Origin of the sequence: Metabacillus halosaccharovorans (genome assembly GCF_002019635.1) — a bacterium.
Lineage (GTDB): Bacteria > Bacillota > Bacilli > Bacillales > Bacillaceae > Metabacillus > Metabacillus halosaccharovorans.
On sequence record NZ_KV917371.1, the window covers coordinates 874539 to 891437 of the forward strand.

Here is a 16899-nt window from a genome sequence, read left to right on the forward strand (position 1 = left end):
GTCAATATGCCTATAGTCATGCAACCCGGCTTAATTTCCATTAAACGGAACCTGAAACATGATAAAAGTCCCTAAATCAATTTTGGAGTTAATTGTCATTTTTCCTCCTAACAAATCGATTCGCTCCTTCATGCCAATAAGCCCAAATGATTTCTTATCTTTATTTCCTTTAGCTTCTTTAATATTAAACCCTTTTCCATTATCTTTTATAACCATCGTTATACTTTGACAGGTGACCTCTACCTTCACAGATATCTCTCCTGCCTCCGCATGCTTTAACGCATTTGTGACTGCTTCCTGTGCAAGACGGAATAGAGCCACTTCAAAGCGTGGTGGAAGTCGCTTTTCTTCAATTTTACCTATGCTTTGGAAAAGAATCTTAGTTTTACCATTATATTCTTCGATTGTATCCATATATTTTCTGAGGGTTGGGATGAGTCCTAAGTCATCCAGCGCCATTGGCCTTAGGTCATAAATAATTCGCCTTACTTCATATAAAGCATTTCGTACATTTACCTTTAAACTCTTAATTTCCTTAAAGCCCTCCTCAGTACCACGCTCACGGAAAATTCGTTCGATTAACTCCGAGCGCATCATCACACTCGCAAGCATTTGTGCAGGTCCGTCATGAATCTCCCGTGACACACGTTTTCTTTCTTCCTCCTGTGCCTCAATGATACGCAATCCAAAATCCTGCTTTTGCTGAGCATCCTCCAATAGCATTCCAACCTGACGTAAATCACTATTTAAGTAATTTAACACGACCGAAATTTGCCCAACAAGTGCCTCTGATCGTTCAATGATTTCCTGAAGTCCTAAAAGACGTCTTTCCAAATCATCACGGCGATCGCGAAGCTGTTTTTCGTGCTGCTGAAGCATGGTGTGCTCAACCTGAAGTCCATGTGCCTTTTCATACGCTTCCCTAATTTCATCCTCAGAAAATTCTCTGAAATTCTTGCTCACTTGTGAGAGACGATTACGAGCAAGACGTGCCTGAGCCTCAAGCTTATCTCCCTCTTCAATCACTATGCTTACTTGCATTTTGATGTCTTTTAACTCTTCAACCAATGATTCATACTGTTGCCGGGAGTGTTCACCAATTTTAAAAATTTCATCTTTGCTTCCGGCAACCGTACCAATCATCTTATCTAATATCAGATCAAGCATTTCGCTATCTAACTTTTTAAAGGAGTTCACACTTATCCCTCCGTTTTTTCGACAGATATTTTTAGTTTGTCACATTTTTTACGATTGAAGTAAAAATTATGTCGTTTTATAATAAAAGAATGCGCTATTTTCATTTTGCTTGCTTGTCAGGAGGTGAACAAGCATGCTTTCACATTATTATACCGTAAAAGGCTATGGAGAGCATGAGATAATTATCCAAAAATCGCGTTTTATTTGCTATGTAGAACGTGTCACAACAGAAGAAGAAGCAATCGAGTTCATTCAAAAAATAAAAAAGAAGCATAAAGATGCAAATCATAATTGCTCAGCCTATTTAATCGGGGAAAATGACCAAATCCAAAAAGCAAATGATGATGGTGAACCAAGTGGTACCGCTGGAGTGCCAATGCTTGAGGTCTTAAAGAAAAAAAAACTAAAAGACACCGTTGTCGTTGTTACACGCTATTTTGGCGGTATAAAGCTTGGGACAGGCGGGTTAATCCGTGCCTACGGTAAATCTGTCTCAGAAGGGTTAGGCATAATTGGTATTGTTGAGAGAAAACTAATGAGAGTTCTTCATACCAAAATTGATTATACATGGCTAGGCAAAATTGAAAACGAATTAAGATCTTCAATTTATATGTTAAAAGAAATTCATTACCTTGAACAAGTGGAAATCGAAACATTCGTAGAGGAATCACAAGTGCCTGATTTCATAAAATGGATGACAGAGCTAACAAATGGGCAATGTTACAATATAGAGGGTGAAAATCTGTATTTAGAACAACTAATTGACACTAACTAAAATGAGGGATTTAAGTGGCGAAAAGATATACGGGTAAAAAGCAGAAGAAAAAGAAGAAATTATGGAAACGCGTCCTTTTTTTTCTCCTGCTTGTTCTTATAGGAGTTGGCAGCTATACAGGATATACAATCTATAAAACGTATGAGGCAGCCAACCAATCGTATCAAGAATTAGATCGAGGCGAAAAGTCAAAGCTTCGAGAAACTCCCATTAAAGTTAACGAAGATCCATTTTCCATCCTATTGATGGGTCTTGAAGATTATTCTTCGGGAGGAGAAAACGGGAGAACGGATACATTAATAGTTGCTACAGTTAATCCTACACTTCAAACTATTAAGATGGTAAGTATACCTCGTGACACGTATGTAACAATTCCTGATGAAGATAAGGAAACAAAAATAAATCATGCTTATGTATACGGTGGTAAAGAGGCTACAATTGAAACAGTTGAAGAACTTTTGGATATTCCAATCGATTATTACGCTTTGGTAAGTTTCCAAGCATTTAAATCTGTTGTTGATGAATTGGGTGGCGTGACAGTAAATGTCCCATTTGATTTCTATGAGAAAAGTGATGAAGACGGTAGCAGAATTTACTTCAAACAAGGAGAATCAGAATTAGATGGCGAAGAAGCACTCGCATATGCAAGGATGCGAAAAAGAGATCCAAGAGGTGATTTCGGTAGAAATGACCGACAAAAGGAAATTATTAGTGCTATCATTGACAAAGCCATATCTCCTTCTAACTTATTCAAAATTGATGAACTTGCTGCACACATCGGAAAAAATGTTGAAACAAATTTTAGAATATCTGAAGCAATTGCATTGCAACGCAAGTATCCCAATATCAATTCTAAAAGTATTGAAAATCTGACAATTGAAGGATCAGATGATTATATAAGCGGTATTTACTACTTTATGCCTGATGAAGAACAGCTGGAAACTGTAAAAAGTGATTTGAAAACTCATTTAGAACAATAAGACTATTTTATTCGACACATTGTTCATACAGTCTTCATAAAAAGACAGATTAAGACAATATTCCCAAAGACAAAGTAATAGAACTTTGTTAGAATATGTATATAATTAAACCTCTGAAATTTATCTTCAGGGGTATTTTTTTGTGAAAACCACATAGGAGAGGAGAACTAGGAAAATTGAAATGGATCACCACATTGTTTTTTGTCACTACCCTGTTTTTTAGCTTTGCTATGCCGCAAGTAAATGCGGAAGCTTCTACCAACTATCCTTTCATTGGACAAGTTGCAACTGAAGATACCCAATTACATAAGGGGGCTACAGCTAATTATGAAGTTGTATTAACTCTTGCTAAGGGACATGTTGTTGGTGTTATATCAGAGTTTACAAATAATCAGAATGAGAAATGGTTAAACATATCTGTTAATTCAACAAAAGGTTGGGTTAAACAGGAGCATATCTCACCAATAAAAGATAAACCTTCATCACTTTATGTTAAAAAGAATGCTGCCGAAATGAGAAAAGGTGCATCTCCTGACTATTTGCTTATTGAACATTTAGAATACGGCCAAAAGGTAACAATTATTGATCAATACGTTAGCAACACTGGTGAGATTTGGTACCGTATTGATTTAGAGACTGTACAAGGCTGGGTCCACAGTAGTAACCTGTCCACTACCCCAGTTGCTGAAAACCGACAAACAAACCAATCAGCCACAGTTCATAGTGGAGCCACTGAACAATACAAGATAGTGGCAACCCTTAAAGAAAATGTACAAATCACCGTAGTCAACCAAATCAAAAATGCTGCTGGTGAGGTTTGGTATCAAATACAGCTTAAAGATGGAGTAAAGGGCTGGATACATTCTGAAATGACAGAGACTATCCAGGAAAATGGCAGCTCACTACAAGACTATAAGACTGTATATGTAAGAAATGTTAATTCGAAGGTTCATAGCGGAGCGCTTGACTCTTATCGAGTTATATACCTGCCGAAACAAAATGAAGCTCTCCAGGTAATTGATGAATTTACAAACAATTTAAATCAAAAATGGTATAGAGTCTCTATTAATGAAGAAACCAAAGGATGGATTCTTGCATCTTCTGTTCAGGATTCTCCCCTATCAGAGAATTATATTGTAGGAGATTACGTTTTTGCAAAAAGTAATACGAGTGTTATTAGAAGAGGAGCACTTACTGGTTATTCTATTGCAGAGAAATTAACCGCAAATGATGACCTAAAAGTAATTGATACTTTTTTTAACCAGAACAATGAATTTTGGATTCGTGTACAAAGTTCCAATAACGTATCCGGCTGGATACACTCAGAGGATATTATAAAAAGTCCTAAGTTAAATACTACCTATTATCTTAATCAACCAGGCACAGTAAGAAGCGGAGCGCTTGACTCTTACCGCCAACTAGCATCATTACCAACCGGATCTGCGATCTATGTTATGGATACATTCACGAACAATAATAAAGAGCTTTGGTATCGAGTGAAACTGGAATCAGGAGAAACTGGATGGGTCAATGCAGCTTCTGTTACCAGCAAAATCATTAACATTAACAAATCACTACGTGTCGGCACAAATGCCACCTATGCATATAAAGGTGCAATGTACACTTATTCAAAGGTTACAAAGCTTCCATATAATACTAGCGTAAAAGTACTATACGAATTTATTAACAACCAAAACCAACACTGGTACAATGTCCAATTAGCCAATGGAAAAAAGGCATGGGTACCAAAAGCAGAATTGTTTAACAGCTTATCAGATCGACAATTCGTCTATTCAATAAATTCAAATGTATTACACAAAAGTGCTGCTTCAAGCTCAGGATATAACACAAAAGTACAGGCTGGTGAACAATTACTGTATTTATGGAGCCATAATGATTGGATTAATGTAGAAAATTCAAAAGGTGTTCGAGGTTGGATTTTAAAATCCGGAACAAGAGAATTTATTCCTAATGTTCTTCGTAACCCGGTTATCTCTAAATCAGGTAACTCCTCAACGTTAACTTGGGAAAAGTCACAGAATTTTGGCATAGATAATAAACTCCTCTCAAATGGTGTTGTTCAGCTTACAGGCAGTAAGCTTCATACTGAATTACCATCACAATCAATAACCGGCTTAAAGAGTATAACAGCTACAACTTCTGCTATTACATTAACACCACAGCCTGGTTATATGATTCAAGTGCGAAACAACTCAAATCAAACACAGGTTAAGGTCATGCCTGTAGGATTGTCAGGTAAAAAAATCATCATTGATGCCGGTCATGGAGATAATGATCCAGGTGCAATTGGTCCCACTAAGCTTAGAGAGAAAGATGTTACATTAGATGTGTCCAAGAAGCTAAAAGCTGAGCTTGAACGTCAAGGAGCCATTGTTACACTTACACGCAGCGATGACACGTACTTAACGCTGGAACAACGCACAAAAATTGCAAACTCCTCAGACAGTGATGCATTTATTAGTATTCACGCTAATGCAAGTGTGAGTACATCAGCACGAGGAACAGAAACCTATTACAATACAGCCTATAACTTTAATGGTCCAAGAAGTAGTATCCTAGCAAAATATATACAAGATTCATTGGTCGATAGAATCAATACGTATGACCGTGGTACAAAAACAGCTAATTTCTATGTTATTAAAAATAATGAACTGCCGAGCGCATTAGTGGAATTAGCATTTATATCTAACCCAAATGAAGAATCAATGCTAAGAAACAATGTCATTCGCGGCCAAGCTGCGGTTGGAATTGCTGAAGGATTAAAAAAATATTTTAGTGGGGGCTATTAATAATGAAAAAGAAAAGTATGATCGTTATCTCAGCGGTTTTTCTTACTGGATTTCTAGTAGGCAGCTATACTTCACCCAATGTTGGATCAGCAGCTAGCAATGTGGTGTTAGCCAGTGTGGAATGGGTTACAAATCAGATAAACCCTCTTCAATCAAGAGTAACAAAGTTGGAAAGTGAAGTGCAAACTCTTCGAAACGCTATTAATGATGGTGGTATTGAAGATAGCTTACCTTCTCATGTGTATGTTAACAGTACAAAAGCTACCGTTCATAAAGGAGCTACAAGAGACTACGCAATTGTAGCAACCTTTACAAAGGGTAAAAAATTGCCTGTAATTGCCGAGCATAATGGGACTGATGGGAAATGGTATCGTGTTGAATACTCAACCGGTAAATACGGATGGATATATTCTGGTGACATTTCCACTAAATCTGTTGCAGCTTTATCAACGGTAACGATTACGAACACTACAGATGTACGAAGAGGAGCTACAACTGATTATCAAAGTATTACTGTTCTTCAAAAGGGTACAACTGTTAAATATGTTAGCTCATTCACAAATAACAAAAACGAACAATGGTATAACATTGAATTATCTAATGGTGTAAGAGGCTGGATCCTAGCAATTCATGGAGAGGTGAAATAATAGTATGGCTGCGCGAAGAGTTATACTAGGTGTACTTCTAACACTTAGCCTACTATGGACTCAAGATGCAGCAAATGCAGCATCGATTAAAACCTATTCGAACCCAGTAGCAGTCCAACTTACCGATACTTCAACAAGCACGTTAAAGCTACAAGGATTCTATGAATTAACCAATAAAGCAAACAATCAAAAAACCTTTTTATTACCTAATCTTACTATCACAATTACCCGAGCTCAAGGCAATGTAAACATTGATGCGGGTTCCATTTCGTTCTCTTCTTCCAGTGGCTTTGAATTGAAAGAAGTCACGAATGTAAAACAATACGCTCGCTTTACAAGTACAACTGAGCTAAAAAGCGGTGCAACAGCCGATTACACGACCAAAAAAACATTCGCAAAGGCTGAAACAGCAGAATATATCCAAACCTTTGTGAACAATAAAGGCGAAACCTGGTATAACGTCCTTGCTGCAGACGGCACAAAAGGCTGGGTTTCAGCTAATTCAACACTAATCGACAACTATTCCATTTCTATTCCAACACTCGTATATGGAAGTACTTCATACAGAGGTGGAGTTTCCCTTTTACCTAAAACTTCTGGTAAGGTTGCGGTCATGAATAACCTTGACCTGGAGGATTATTTAAAAGGTGTAATACCCAATGAAATGCCGGCTTCATGGCATAAAGAAGCTTTAAAGGCCCAAGCAATTGTTGCCCGCAGCTATGCTGCAAATAGTATGTCTCTAAAGAATACAACAGCCAGCCAAGTATACAAGGGGTACTCATCCGAGGATTCCAGAACAAATCAGGCTGTTGACGAAACATCAGGGATTCTTGTTAAACATAACGGAAAACCTATTCAAACATTTTTTTATTCAACTAGTGGTGGAAGAACCGCCAACGTCGGAGATGTATGGAACTCTAATCAAGCAAGCTTTCCATATTTAATCTCAGTTGATGATCCATATGAGAGCTCTCCACATAGTAACTGGGAAAACTCTTTTACATCAAGCATGATTTTAAAGAGCTTTGGATTCGATCCGTCATCAACGATCCTATTCGATATTTCTATTAATCCAACCGGTGCTAATGGTGAAGTATCAAGTGTTACGATTGACACATCTGCCGGCCAAAAAACCATTACTGGAAATGAGCAAACCATTCGTAAGCTTTTTCCTATTGAAGGTAGCTATGGCTTCTTAAGATCAAATTGGTTTACGATAAAAGTCAATAAAGACTTTGCGATACAAACAACAACTGGTCAACAATCTCAGCTTGAAGTAACTGGTCAGCAAGTAATGACAGGCTCAAATACTCCTGTCAGCATTTCATCAGAAAAAGTTTCAATTCAAACTTCTTCTGGTATCGTTACAAAGTACTCTGATCCTGTATCTATTACAGCAACAGGTAAAGGCTGGGGACATCGAATTGGAATGAGCCAATATGGAGCAAAAGGATTTGCCGAACATAACTGGAAAGCTATTGATATAGTAAAACATTACTTTCCTAATACAGAAGTATCAAAATAGCCCTTTAACATAAAAGCAGGTAACGAAACAATGTTGCCTGCTTTTTATTTTAGCCTAATTTACGATTTATGGAAAAAAGTGAACCTATTTCTCAGCTGTCCCACGTCTAATAATTGGAAAGGAGGAAAAATATGAAATCTAAAGGAGAAGTGTACTATCAAGATTTAAACAATACACATGCTGACGACCTGGATCTAATCTTAAACGAATTAATGGAACAGCACGGAACCGAACTAACTAGACTTGCCTTTACTTACACAAAAAATGCAGAAACAGCAAAAGACATCGTTCAAAATGTATTTATTAAATGTTATAAAAATCTACATACGTTTAAAGGAAACGCTACAATTAAAACCTGGTTATACAGCATTACGATCAACCAATGTAAAGACTACTTAAGATCGTCCTACTTCCGTAGAGTTGTTCCGATTGGAATGAGACATACAGATAACCCCAAGAGTAGTAGTACTGAAAAAATTGTCCTTCAGAATAACACGAAGCAGCAAGTGGATGAGTGTATTAACAAATTATCAGCTAAATACAAAGATGTCATCTATTTGTATTATGTACAAGAGCTAAGCCTAAAAGAAACAGGTGCTATTTTAGGTCTATCGATTGACACAGTAAAAACCAGGTTAAGAAGAGCAAAAGAAAAACTAAAGCCAATCTTGCAAAAGGAGGATGTGTTCTATGACTAGTAAATTAAATACGTTGAAGGATTTACTTCTTGAAGATGAGATTAGCAAAGACTTGGAATTTACAAAAGAAGATCGACAGAAAGTGTTACGTGAGATCCATCATCAGCAAGGAAAATCTAAAAGACGCTTCAACTTTCCTGTCATAATAGCCTCCTCTTTATCTGTTGCATTGATTTTTGTACTAATCATCACTTCACCTTGGAAGCCAGTTGAAGAGTCAAATCCTGCAGATCAGAAGCAAATTGAATATATAGATGAATCAAGCCTGTACTCACCCTTAAATATGACAGTGGTAGATAACGGTATAAAGGTAACGGTTAATCAAATTATGTATGACGGCTCTCGAATATTAGTTGGATATGAAGCTATGTCTACCACGGATGAAGAACTAGACAGTGTAACTGGAGGATATCGTGTGACAATCGACGGAGAAAATAAAGGTCCTGATTTAACTCTTATATCTCATGACGGCGATAAAAAAGGGACTGCAGTAGTAGCAATTGAATTATATAAGGAATTCCCAGACGAGTTTGAACTTGGATTACAAATTAGACAAATTCAAGAACAAAAAGGAAACTGGAATTTCACCATCCCCGTTAAGAAGATTCCTGGTGATATAAAAAGATTTAATCCGGAAACTGTTGTGAAAAAAGATCATCTACAATTATCGATTAAGGAAGTAATAGCGTCACAAAGCGCACTTAAGTTCAGGTATGAAGAAGGTTCAAATGAAGAGGTTGACAGAGCATCTCCTTTATATAATAAAGGTGTAATTTTCGAATTACTCGATCCAAAAGGAAATGAAATTCTTCCTCTAAATTCGTATGGTATAGGTTTAGATAGTTATAGTGGAACTCATAAACATTCATCAACTAGTTGGTTTCATTCACCAAAAGTTTTACCCGAGTATCTCCTACTAAAAGCATATATTCCAGCTGAGACTACAGGTATGGTAAGAATTAAAAAACCTATTAATAATTCCTTTCCAATTGAATTAATTCAAGATGGTGAGAATAAACTCATTATTTCAAAGGTTGAAGAAAAACAAAATCAAGTCTGGGTACATTATTCAATTGATGGAAATCTTAAGCAATTACGTAACAGTCTTATGTTAAAGGTAGAGAAAGATGGAGAAGAACAATATTTCCAACCAAGTACTTATTTAAATTACAAACCAGGTAAAGATAACATTGCGAAATTTGATGTTGAATACTCGGATGATCTATATGTTGTAACAGATAAAATCCAATATGAGGAATTCAAAGAACTAAACGCAAAAATTCCTTTAACAAATCCTGAGCAATCAAACTAGGGACATAACTAGATTCAGATAGTGAGAAAGATGAATTTGAGGGTACTCAAGTTCACCTTTCTCTATTTTTATTATCCGAAAAAAATAAGGCTCACTTCTGCATTATAGTGAACATCCAAAAAAATTCTTACCTTTAATTAATACTAGTGAAAATTTCAAAAATCCTACCGATATTATTAATAAGGACAAATAGGAGGAAAGACATGGGTATAGGAAAATCACAAAATCAATTCATTCCATATTTAAAGATTATCTGCCATATGAACAATGTGTTGAAAGGTATACATAATGGAAAATGCCCAGAATTAATATGGCCATATTATATATCCAGAATGTATAGAGGATAAAATGAACGATTTAGATCAACATCCTATTAAAATACTAATTGATGATTTCTCATTTCAATTTATTGGTTGGATTGCAATTTGTACAAGTGCTTATATCTTTGGATTATTTATTTTCCGCCTCATTAAAATCCCTGACAGACTAACAAACATTTTTGCTACAGTCGTATTCTTAATTGCGATGTATTATTCATTTATAAATGGATTTATCCCTGGTTCTGAAGGGACTCAGTAATAAGCTTTTATAATTATAGCCCGGGCTATCTCATCAAGTTTGAATTATGCACAAAAAACCTTCTCTGCAATTAGAGAAGGTAACGGCAACAATAAAAGTTGAAGGTTGTTAAACACATCATACTACCTCCAGATCATAATATCTATGGTAACTTTAAGGGAAATTAACAATTATCTCCTTACAGCTAGCTTCAGTAAAACTTATAAATTTATACAAATGTCATATATTCCTAGAAAATTTGTTTTTTTTACCAGAATCATATTACTACTTATCTAGTATTTGTTATAATATGTCATGTTGTATCTAAAATCGGAAAAAGGAGATAAAAAACATGCGAAAAGACATCCGTCTTTATTCCCTATCTTTTGTTATTGTTTTACTTTTGAGTTTCTCACTTCAACATATCCCTACTAAAGCAGCATCTACTACAATTATGGGGCCCTCCAAGCTAACTTCAAAGCAAATGGGTGATTATGTTCTCTTGAATGAAGTAAATCCTAGAATTACAAACCTATCGATCTATCAGCTTGCTGAGCTATATTTAGAAATAGGAAGAATTGAAGGAGTGCGTGGTGATATTGCATTTGCTCAAGCAATTCATGAAACTGGCTTTTTCAGATTTGGTGGAGATGTGATTCCAGCACAAAACAATTATGCAGGAATTGGAACAACCGGCGGTGGAGTGAAAGGAGCATATTTTGCAACTCCTGAAGAAGGAGTTCGAGCACACATTCAACATTTAAAAGCATACGCTAGTAAAGAGCCACTAAATACAGTGCTTAACGATCCAAGATTTCATTTAGTGACAAGAGGTATTGCTCCTTTATGGACAGACCTAAACGGAAGATGGGCAGTACCTGGAAAAGGATATGGAGAGAAGATTCTTCAGCTTTATTCCAATATGTCCAAGATGACATTAACAATTCCTAAGGTTGATCTACAATCTGTACATAAGCTTCCAGTAGCAAAATTAATCATACAAGCTGATGTTCCTATGCTTGCACCAAATGGCTCACTACATAGAACGATTAAAAAAGGTGAACAAATAAGAGTGTATGGAGTTTTAGGAAATAGCTATGATGTTGGTGGCGGCTATTTGGTTGAAGCCAATAGCAGTAAAATGAGTATTTATATAGGAAGAATTTTAATAAAGGATTCTAAAACAAACATGTACAAGCCTGACGGAACTGTTTACCGCACCTTTAAGAAGGGTGAAGCACTTAGAGTCTATGATTATGATTCAAATACCTATCAGGTAGGTGGCGGCTATTATGTAAAAACATCTGATAAGCCTATTTATCACGTTGGCCGACTAGAATTCAAAAAAGATACTGTCATGTATAGCCCTACTGGTACACCTTACAGTACGTTAAAAAAAGGAAGTACTTACCGAGTTTACACTATTAATGGTGATCAACTCGATATGGGCGGCGGTTATACAATAAAGTATAATAAGAATGAAATGGTTTATATCAATTAACCGAAAAAAAATCAGACAGCACTTTGCTGTCTGATTTTTTTATCATTCACTTTTTTAAACAAGCGTTTGTTTTTTTGATCGATTCCTTAGCATCTCCAACAATTTAACAAATACAAAAGGAGATACAAGCACAATAACTAGCGCTACCCATAACGTGTTTAAAAGAAAGTCTGTAAAGCCCCCTACAACTACTCGCGGTATATTTACTGTAAAGTAAATAAACAATGAGATGAACAGAGGATTCTTTTGTAATCTTAGAAAGATGATGTAAATTAATTGAATATAAATTCCAACATATATGGTACCTATTAGTAAGCCAATATAACCGAAGTTTGCAAATGCCTCGCCGGCAAATAATGTATTTAGAACACCGGCTGTCCCTGCTTCAACCCGATCTGGAAAATAGGTTTCCATGGCAAGACGTGCAGAACGTATTTGCTCAATATCATATAGTCCTATAATTGAGGAAGGCATACTTTTTCCCAGTAATAACGGTAAACGGTCTGAAAATAACTCCAAATGCATATAGTAACCAGCGATTTGAGTTAAAATCAAACGTCCTGCAGGTCCCCTATTATAGTCTGTAAATTGCTCCAGCCCTACTCCTTGTATAAAGACATACATGATCACAATTAGTGACACACCCAAGGACCCTAGGATGAAAACACGTGTCCACGTAAGCTTTATGATGTTTAAGTATAGAAGTAAAAGGATAAACATGAGTGTATAGAAAAAGATTGGACCCTTTGCAAGGTCATACACTTGAATAAATACACTACAGGGAAATGTAATTAAAAATAGAATCCACCACTTCAGCTTCCTTGTTTTATAGCCATAGATAAAGGTTATCATTGATAAGATCGGTGTTAGCCCCAAGGCAAAAATATTTCGAATAAGTGTATTTCCACCAAAATTATGAGAAGCCTCAATACGTAATTCAGCCAGATTATTACTCCCCAATAACAGCTCGATAATTGGAATCGCTTTTAAATAATATATAGTATAGGCAACCGAAAGAATTCCAATGAATGTTAATCCAACATATATCAAATACGTTAATGCATCTGTATCAACACGAACAGGTTTTTTAAGATAATCATTGAACTCCTTTTCTGGTTGAAAACCGAGAAGTTTTGAAACAAATAACATAGATAATGGCAGCATCACCATAACAAAACATATCGTATAAAAGCCAATAGATCTAAATCGATCATCAGCCAGCAGGTTGATCATATAATGTTCATCAATATTAAGTGCTATTAAAAGGCTACCAATAAAAGAAGAAATAAATAAAGAATAATAGAAAACAATAGATAAGACATTTGGTTTTAAAATTGACATTGTTCCTGCTGACTTTTTGAATAACCAAAAAGACAATACACCAACAATCAGCCAAATAGTAAGATAAAACACTTGGACTAGACCTCCATATTGGGTGTTTTCATAATAGTACATGGAGCCAAGGATAAGACGTATAGGAATAGAAGGAGTTCCTTTCCCCTTCCATTCCTATTTGACTTATAACCTTCTGGCGAGCAACACTAATATTTCTCGAATAATTCTCCTTGCACTTTATCCATTTAAGAAAAAGGGCGACTAGTCATAACCGCCCGTTTCACTTATTTTGCTTCAGACAATAGTTTAACAATCTTCTCCGATGTATTTCCATCCCCAAATATTGGCGGATAATTTGATTCACAAAGAGATTGAACAGCTTCAACGATTCTTTTTGAATCCGCACCAACCAAAATATTCGCTCCTTGTTCGACTGTTTCCACCCACTCTGTTTCATCACGGAGTGTAACACATGGAGTTTTGACAAAATAGGCCTCTTTTTGAACACCACCTGAATCAGTCAGGATCTTCTTAGCATTTTTCTCTAGTGCAAGCATGTCCAAATACCCAATCGGCTCAATAACCTTTAAGCCGGGAATTGACTCAAGATTGATTCCGTATGAAGCAAGCTTGTTCTTGGTTCTTGGGTGAATCGGCCATACCTTTGTTCCCTCCACTTTCGCAAATGCATCAAGAATACCTGTGATACGATCACGGTCTTCTGTGTTTTCAGCACGATGAACTGTAATCAAATAATAGTCATCCTTCGTTAAGCCTAATTCACTTAATAAAGTAGAAGAGTCAGCTATATCCTGATTATATATAACTGCATCATACATGACGTCTCCGACATTAAAAACGTTATGTGTAATGTTTTCGTCTTTCAGGTTTTTCACCGCTGTATCTGTTGGACAGAATAAAAACTCTGAAACGTGATCAGTTAAAATACGGTTTACTTCTTCCGGCATCTTCTTGTTAAAGCTTCGTAATCCAGCTTCTATATGAACGATCGGAATATGCAGCTTTGATGCTGCAAGTGATCCCGCTAATGTCGAGTTGGTATCACCATATACAAGCACATAGTCAGGCTTTTCTTTTAATATGATCTCTTCAATGCTGATAAGCATGTTTGCTGTCTGTACACCATGTGAACCAGAACCAACATTTAAATGATAATCAGGTTTTGGAATATTTAATTCTTCAAAGAAAATATCAGACATATTTGCATCATAATGTTGTCCAGTGTGAATAATAATTTCCTGATGCTTTTTTCTGATTTCACGTGATACAGGACCTGCTTTTATGAATTGAGGTCTTGCACCTAATATAGTAATGATTTTCATGTGATCAACCCTTTTAATGATATTTCCAGCTTCTTAAGCAGGTTCAGTTGCTTCAACGGTTTTCTTTCTTAACTCTTTGTCAATTCTGGTTGCACCGATTGATAATAGGAATGCACCCCAAATCGCAGCAACATACCATAGTGATAATTGATTTTCCTGAACATATGTAATCCCGATTACACCTGCAATCATCACAATGAAAAGCAATCCCACTTTAATTGATGGAAATGGGATATAGTAGAGCTTTTGACTTTTTCTGAAAATAAACACAATCGCAAACGTGTATGAAATTAACGTAGCTGCCACAACACCCCATATTGAGAAAGCAGGGACTAAAATGAAATTCAATACAATGCTAAGACCGGCAGCAATTGCAAAGATATACGAAATGACCTTTGTTTCCTTCGTAAAGAAAATACCGATGGAAATAATTAAGTAATAAAAATTCAAAAACGTAGCCGCAGAAATTAAAGCCACATATTTATAAGCTGAATGATAGGAATCCTCCATCAGCAAAATAACGTACGGCATAATGGTTGCCACAACGAATACCCCTATTATTCCTAATAAAAAGATAATGATGTAAATTTTTGAAAACAATTCCTTGTTGTTTGGTTTATCTTTAATAGACATGGAATAAGGACGCCAAGCCATTTGGATCCCGCTTGTCACAAGAGTAATCAAAGCCGCAAATTTGGCAGCAGCCCCGTAAATCCCAACTTCTTCAGGTGACTTCATTGTTGCTAAGAAAAAGGAGCTTGAATTCAGGATTATCCAAAATGCCAGTGATGCAGGTACAAGCGGAAGACCATATTTGATTAAATCCTTGAGTACCTCTCGATTAAGCTTGAAGGTAACAACCTTTGATAAAGGCTTTAAGATAAGCAAAAAGATCAGTAACCCTGTTAAGATTCTTGCATACATAATTCCTTCAACAGACTGAACGACTAGTTTTAAGAAAAGATAAGAGCCAACGGCAATCAACAGCATCTTTGTAACAGTCAAAACAACAACTTTAACTGTCTTAAACTCAAAACGCATAACCGTTAAGACAAGGGCAGTAATTGTATCAAAAAATAAGACCCCTATACTTAACAATAAAAGGTAAACTCCATTTTCAGCAGGAAGAATACTGCTTGCTACCAAAGGTCCTATCAGAAGAACCAATAAGAAGATAACAAGGACCATCGCTAATCTAATCACAAATACATTTTGGGAGTAAATTTTTCTACGTTTTTCATCTTTCGTATCAAAATAATAGAAAGCAAGAGCCGAATCTGTCCCTAAAAAGACTAAGAACGTTAACATCGTCGTCCAACGGTCTATAATATCGATATATCCAAACTCACCAAGAGGTAATAAATAGGAGTATATCGGCATCATAATGAATGCGATTAACTTTGTTCCCACATTCATTAAAGCATAAAGGAGGGAATCCCCTCCTAGACGTTTTAAGTTCTTTAACAACTATAACAGCTCCCGTTCCTCAACCATTCTTACAGGTTTAGCCGGGAACCCTTTAACAACCGTTTTTTGATCCGTATCTTTTGTGACTAAAGCCCCTGCTGCAACAAATGTTTCTTCTTCCACAACAACGCCAGGTAAGAGAATCGATGCTCCACCTACACGTGCTGCTCGCTTCACGACCGCTCCTTTAATTTTATCGAAGCGTTCTTCTGTACGTCCCATAAAGTTATCATTTGTTGTTGTCACACATGGTGCAATAAAGACGAAATCTTCAAGCGTTGTGTATGCTGTGATATATGCATTTGATTGCATTTTGACTCTGCGACCGATTTTCACAAAGTTCTCAACCGTCACCCCTCTACCAACAATACACTCAGGTCCGATTTCAACATTTTCACGGACACTTGCTAAATCTGCAACAAGTGTTGAAGATCCAATTGTTGAACCAGCATAAAGCACCGCATTCGTACCGATTGTTACGTCGTTTCCGAGTTGAAGAGGTGCAACTGCCCCTGAAAGCTTCACAGTTGATGTTTTCCCCGGTGATGGGTGTTTCCCAAGCACAGCTCCGTCTGCAATTCGAACACCGTCACCAACCACTGTTCCTTCATAAATTGTCACATGGTTACCAATTGTTACGTTCTCACCAATCTTTACATTTTCACCAATGACATTAAAGTGACCGATTGTAATTGAATCATGAACAACTACTGTTGAATGGATACTATTCATACGATCCGCTCCCGTC

Annotated in this window: 14 protein-coding genes; 9 read left to right on the forward strand and 5 right to left on the reverse strand. The window is 36.4% G+C overall.

Annotated features, from left to right (window positions below; all coding sequences use genetic code 11):
- Positions 1-30: 30 nt before the first annotated feature.
- The gene (gene degS / locus BK577_RS04220) at positions 31-1167 is read right to left on the reverse strand and encodes a two-component sensor histidine kinase DegS (RefSeq protein WP_078433457.1); all 1137 of its coding nucleotides are present in this window, start codon (positions 1165-1167) and stop codon (positions 31-33) included.
- A gap of 163 nt (positions 1168-1330) precedes the next feature.
- Between degS and BK577_RS04225 the strand changes: the two genes are divergently transcribed.
- The 9 genes from BK577_RS04225 to BK577_RS04265 all read left to right on the forward strand — a co-directional run bounded on the left by BK577_RS04225 (position 1331) and on the right by BK577_RS04265 (position 12006).
- The gene (locus BK577_RS04225; RefSeq protein ID WP_078431771.1) at positions 1331-1972 is read left to right on the forward strand and encodes a YigZ family protein; all 642 of its coding nucleotides are present in this window, start codon (positions 1331-1333) and stop codon (positions 1970-1972) included.
- Positions 1973-1986: 14 nt separating this feature from the next.
- Positions 1987-2952 carry an LCP family protein gene (locus BK577_RS04230; protein WP_078431772.1) on the forward strand — a complete coding sequence of 322 codons (966 nt, stop codon included), beginning with the start codon at positions 1987-1989 and terminating at the stop codon, positions 2950-2952.
- 176 nt (positions 2953-3128) lie between these two features.
- Entirely contained in the window at positions 3129-5762 is a 2634-nt protein-coding gene (locus BK577_RS04235; RefSeq protein WP_078431773.1) for an N-acetylmuramoyl-L-alanine amidase, read from the forward strand.
- 2 nt (positions 5763-5764) lie between these two features.
- Positions 5765-6409, forward strand: a complete 645-nt coding sequence (locus BK577_RS04240) for an SH3 domain-containing protein (protein ID WP_078431774.1) — start codon at positions 5765-5767, stop codon at positions 6407-6409.
- Positions 6410-6413: 4 nt separating this feature from the next.
- Positions 6414-7937 carry a SpoIID/LytB domain-containing protein gene (locus BK577_RS04245; protein WP_078431775.1) on the forward strand — a complete coding sequence of 508 codons (1524 nt, stop codon included), beginning with the start codon at positions 6414-6416 and terminating at the stop codon, positions 7935-7937.
- Positions 7938-8068: 131 nt separating this feature from the next.
- A complete protein-coding gene (locus tag BK577_RS04250) occupies positions 8069-8635 on the forward strand; it encodes a sigma-70 family RNA polymerase sigma factor (RefSeq protein WP_078431776.1) in 567 nt (188 codons plus the stop codon).
- Positions 8628-9947 carry a DUF4179 domain-containing protein gene (locus BK577_RS04255; RefSeq protein ID WP_169908088.1) on the forward strand — a complete coding sequence of 440 codons (1320 nt, stop codon included), beginning with the start codon at positions 8628-8630 and terminating at the stop codon, positions 9945-9947. The genes BK577_RS04250 and BK577_RS04255 overlap by 8 nt, the downstream gene beginning before the upstream one ends.
- A gap of 348 nt (positions 9948-10295) precedes the next feature.
- On the forward strand, positions 10296-10526 hold the full coding sequence (locus tag BK577_RS04260; RefSeq protein ID WP_078431780.1) for a hypothetical protein: 231 nt from the start codon (positions 10296-10298) through the stop codon (positions 10524-10526).
- Between the two features lie 331 nt (positions 10527-10857).
- Complete coding sequence (locus BK577_RS04265; protein ID WP_078431781.1) at positions 10858-12006, forward strand: glucosaminidase domain-containing protein; 1149 nt, start codon at positions 10858-10860, stop codon at positions 12004-12006.
- 54 nt (positions 12007-12060) lie between these two features.
- Here the strand turns inward: BK577_RS04265 and BK577_RS04270 are convergent, their stop codons facing one another.
- The 4 genes from BK577_RS04270 to BK577_RS04285 form a co-directional block, all read right to left on the reverse strand.
- The gene (locus tag BK577_RS04270; protein WP_078431783.1) at positions 12061-13419 is read right to left on the reverse strand and encodes an O-antigen polymerase; all 1359 of its coding nucleotides are present in this window, start codon (positions 13417-13419) and stop codon (positions 12061-12063) included.
- 206 nt (positions 13420-13625) lie between these two features.
- Entirely contained in the window at positions 13626-14684 is a 1059-nt protein-coding gene (wecB, locus tag BK577_RS04275) for a non-hydrolyzing UDP-N-acetylglucosamine 2-epimerase (RefSeq protein ID WP_078431785.1), read from the reverse strand.
- Between the two features lie 33 nt (positions 14685-14717).
- Positions 14718-16151 (reverse strand): lipopolysaccharide biosynthesis protein, encoded by a 1434-nt coding sequence (locus tag BK577_RS04280; protein WP_078431787.1) that lies wholly within the window; start codon positions 16149-16151, stop codon positions 14718-14720.
- Positions 16152-16883, reverse strand: a complete 732-nt coding sequence (locus BK577_RS04285; RefSeq protein WP_078431790.1) for an acyltransferase — start codon at positions 16881-16883, stop codon at positions 16152-16154.
- Between the last annotated feature and the right edge of the window lie 16 nt (positions 16884-16899).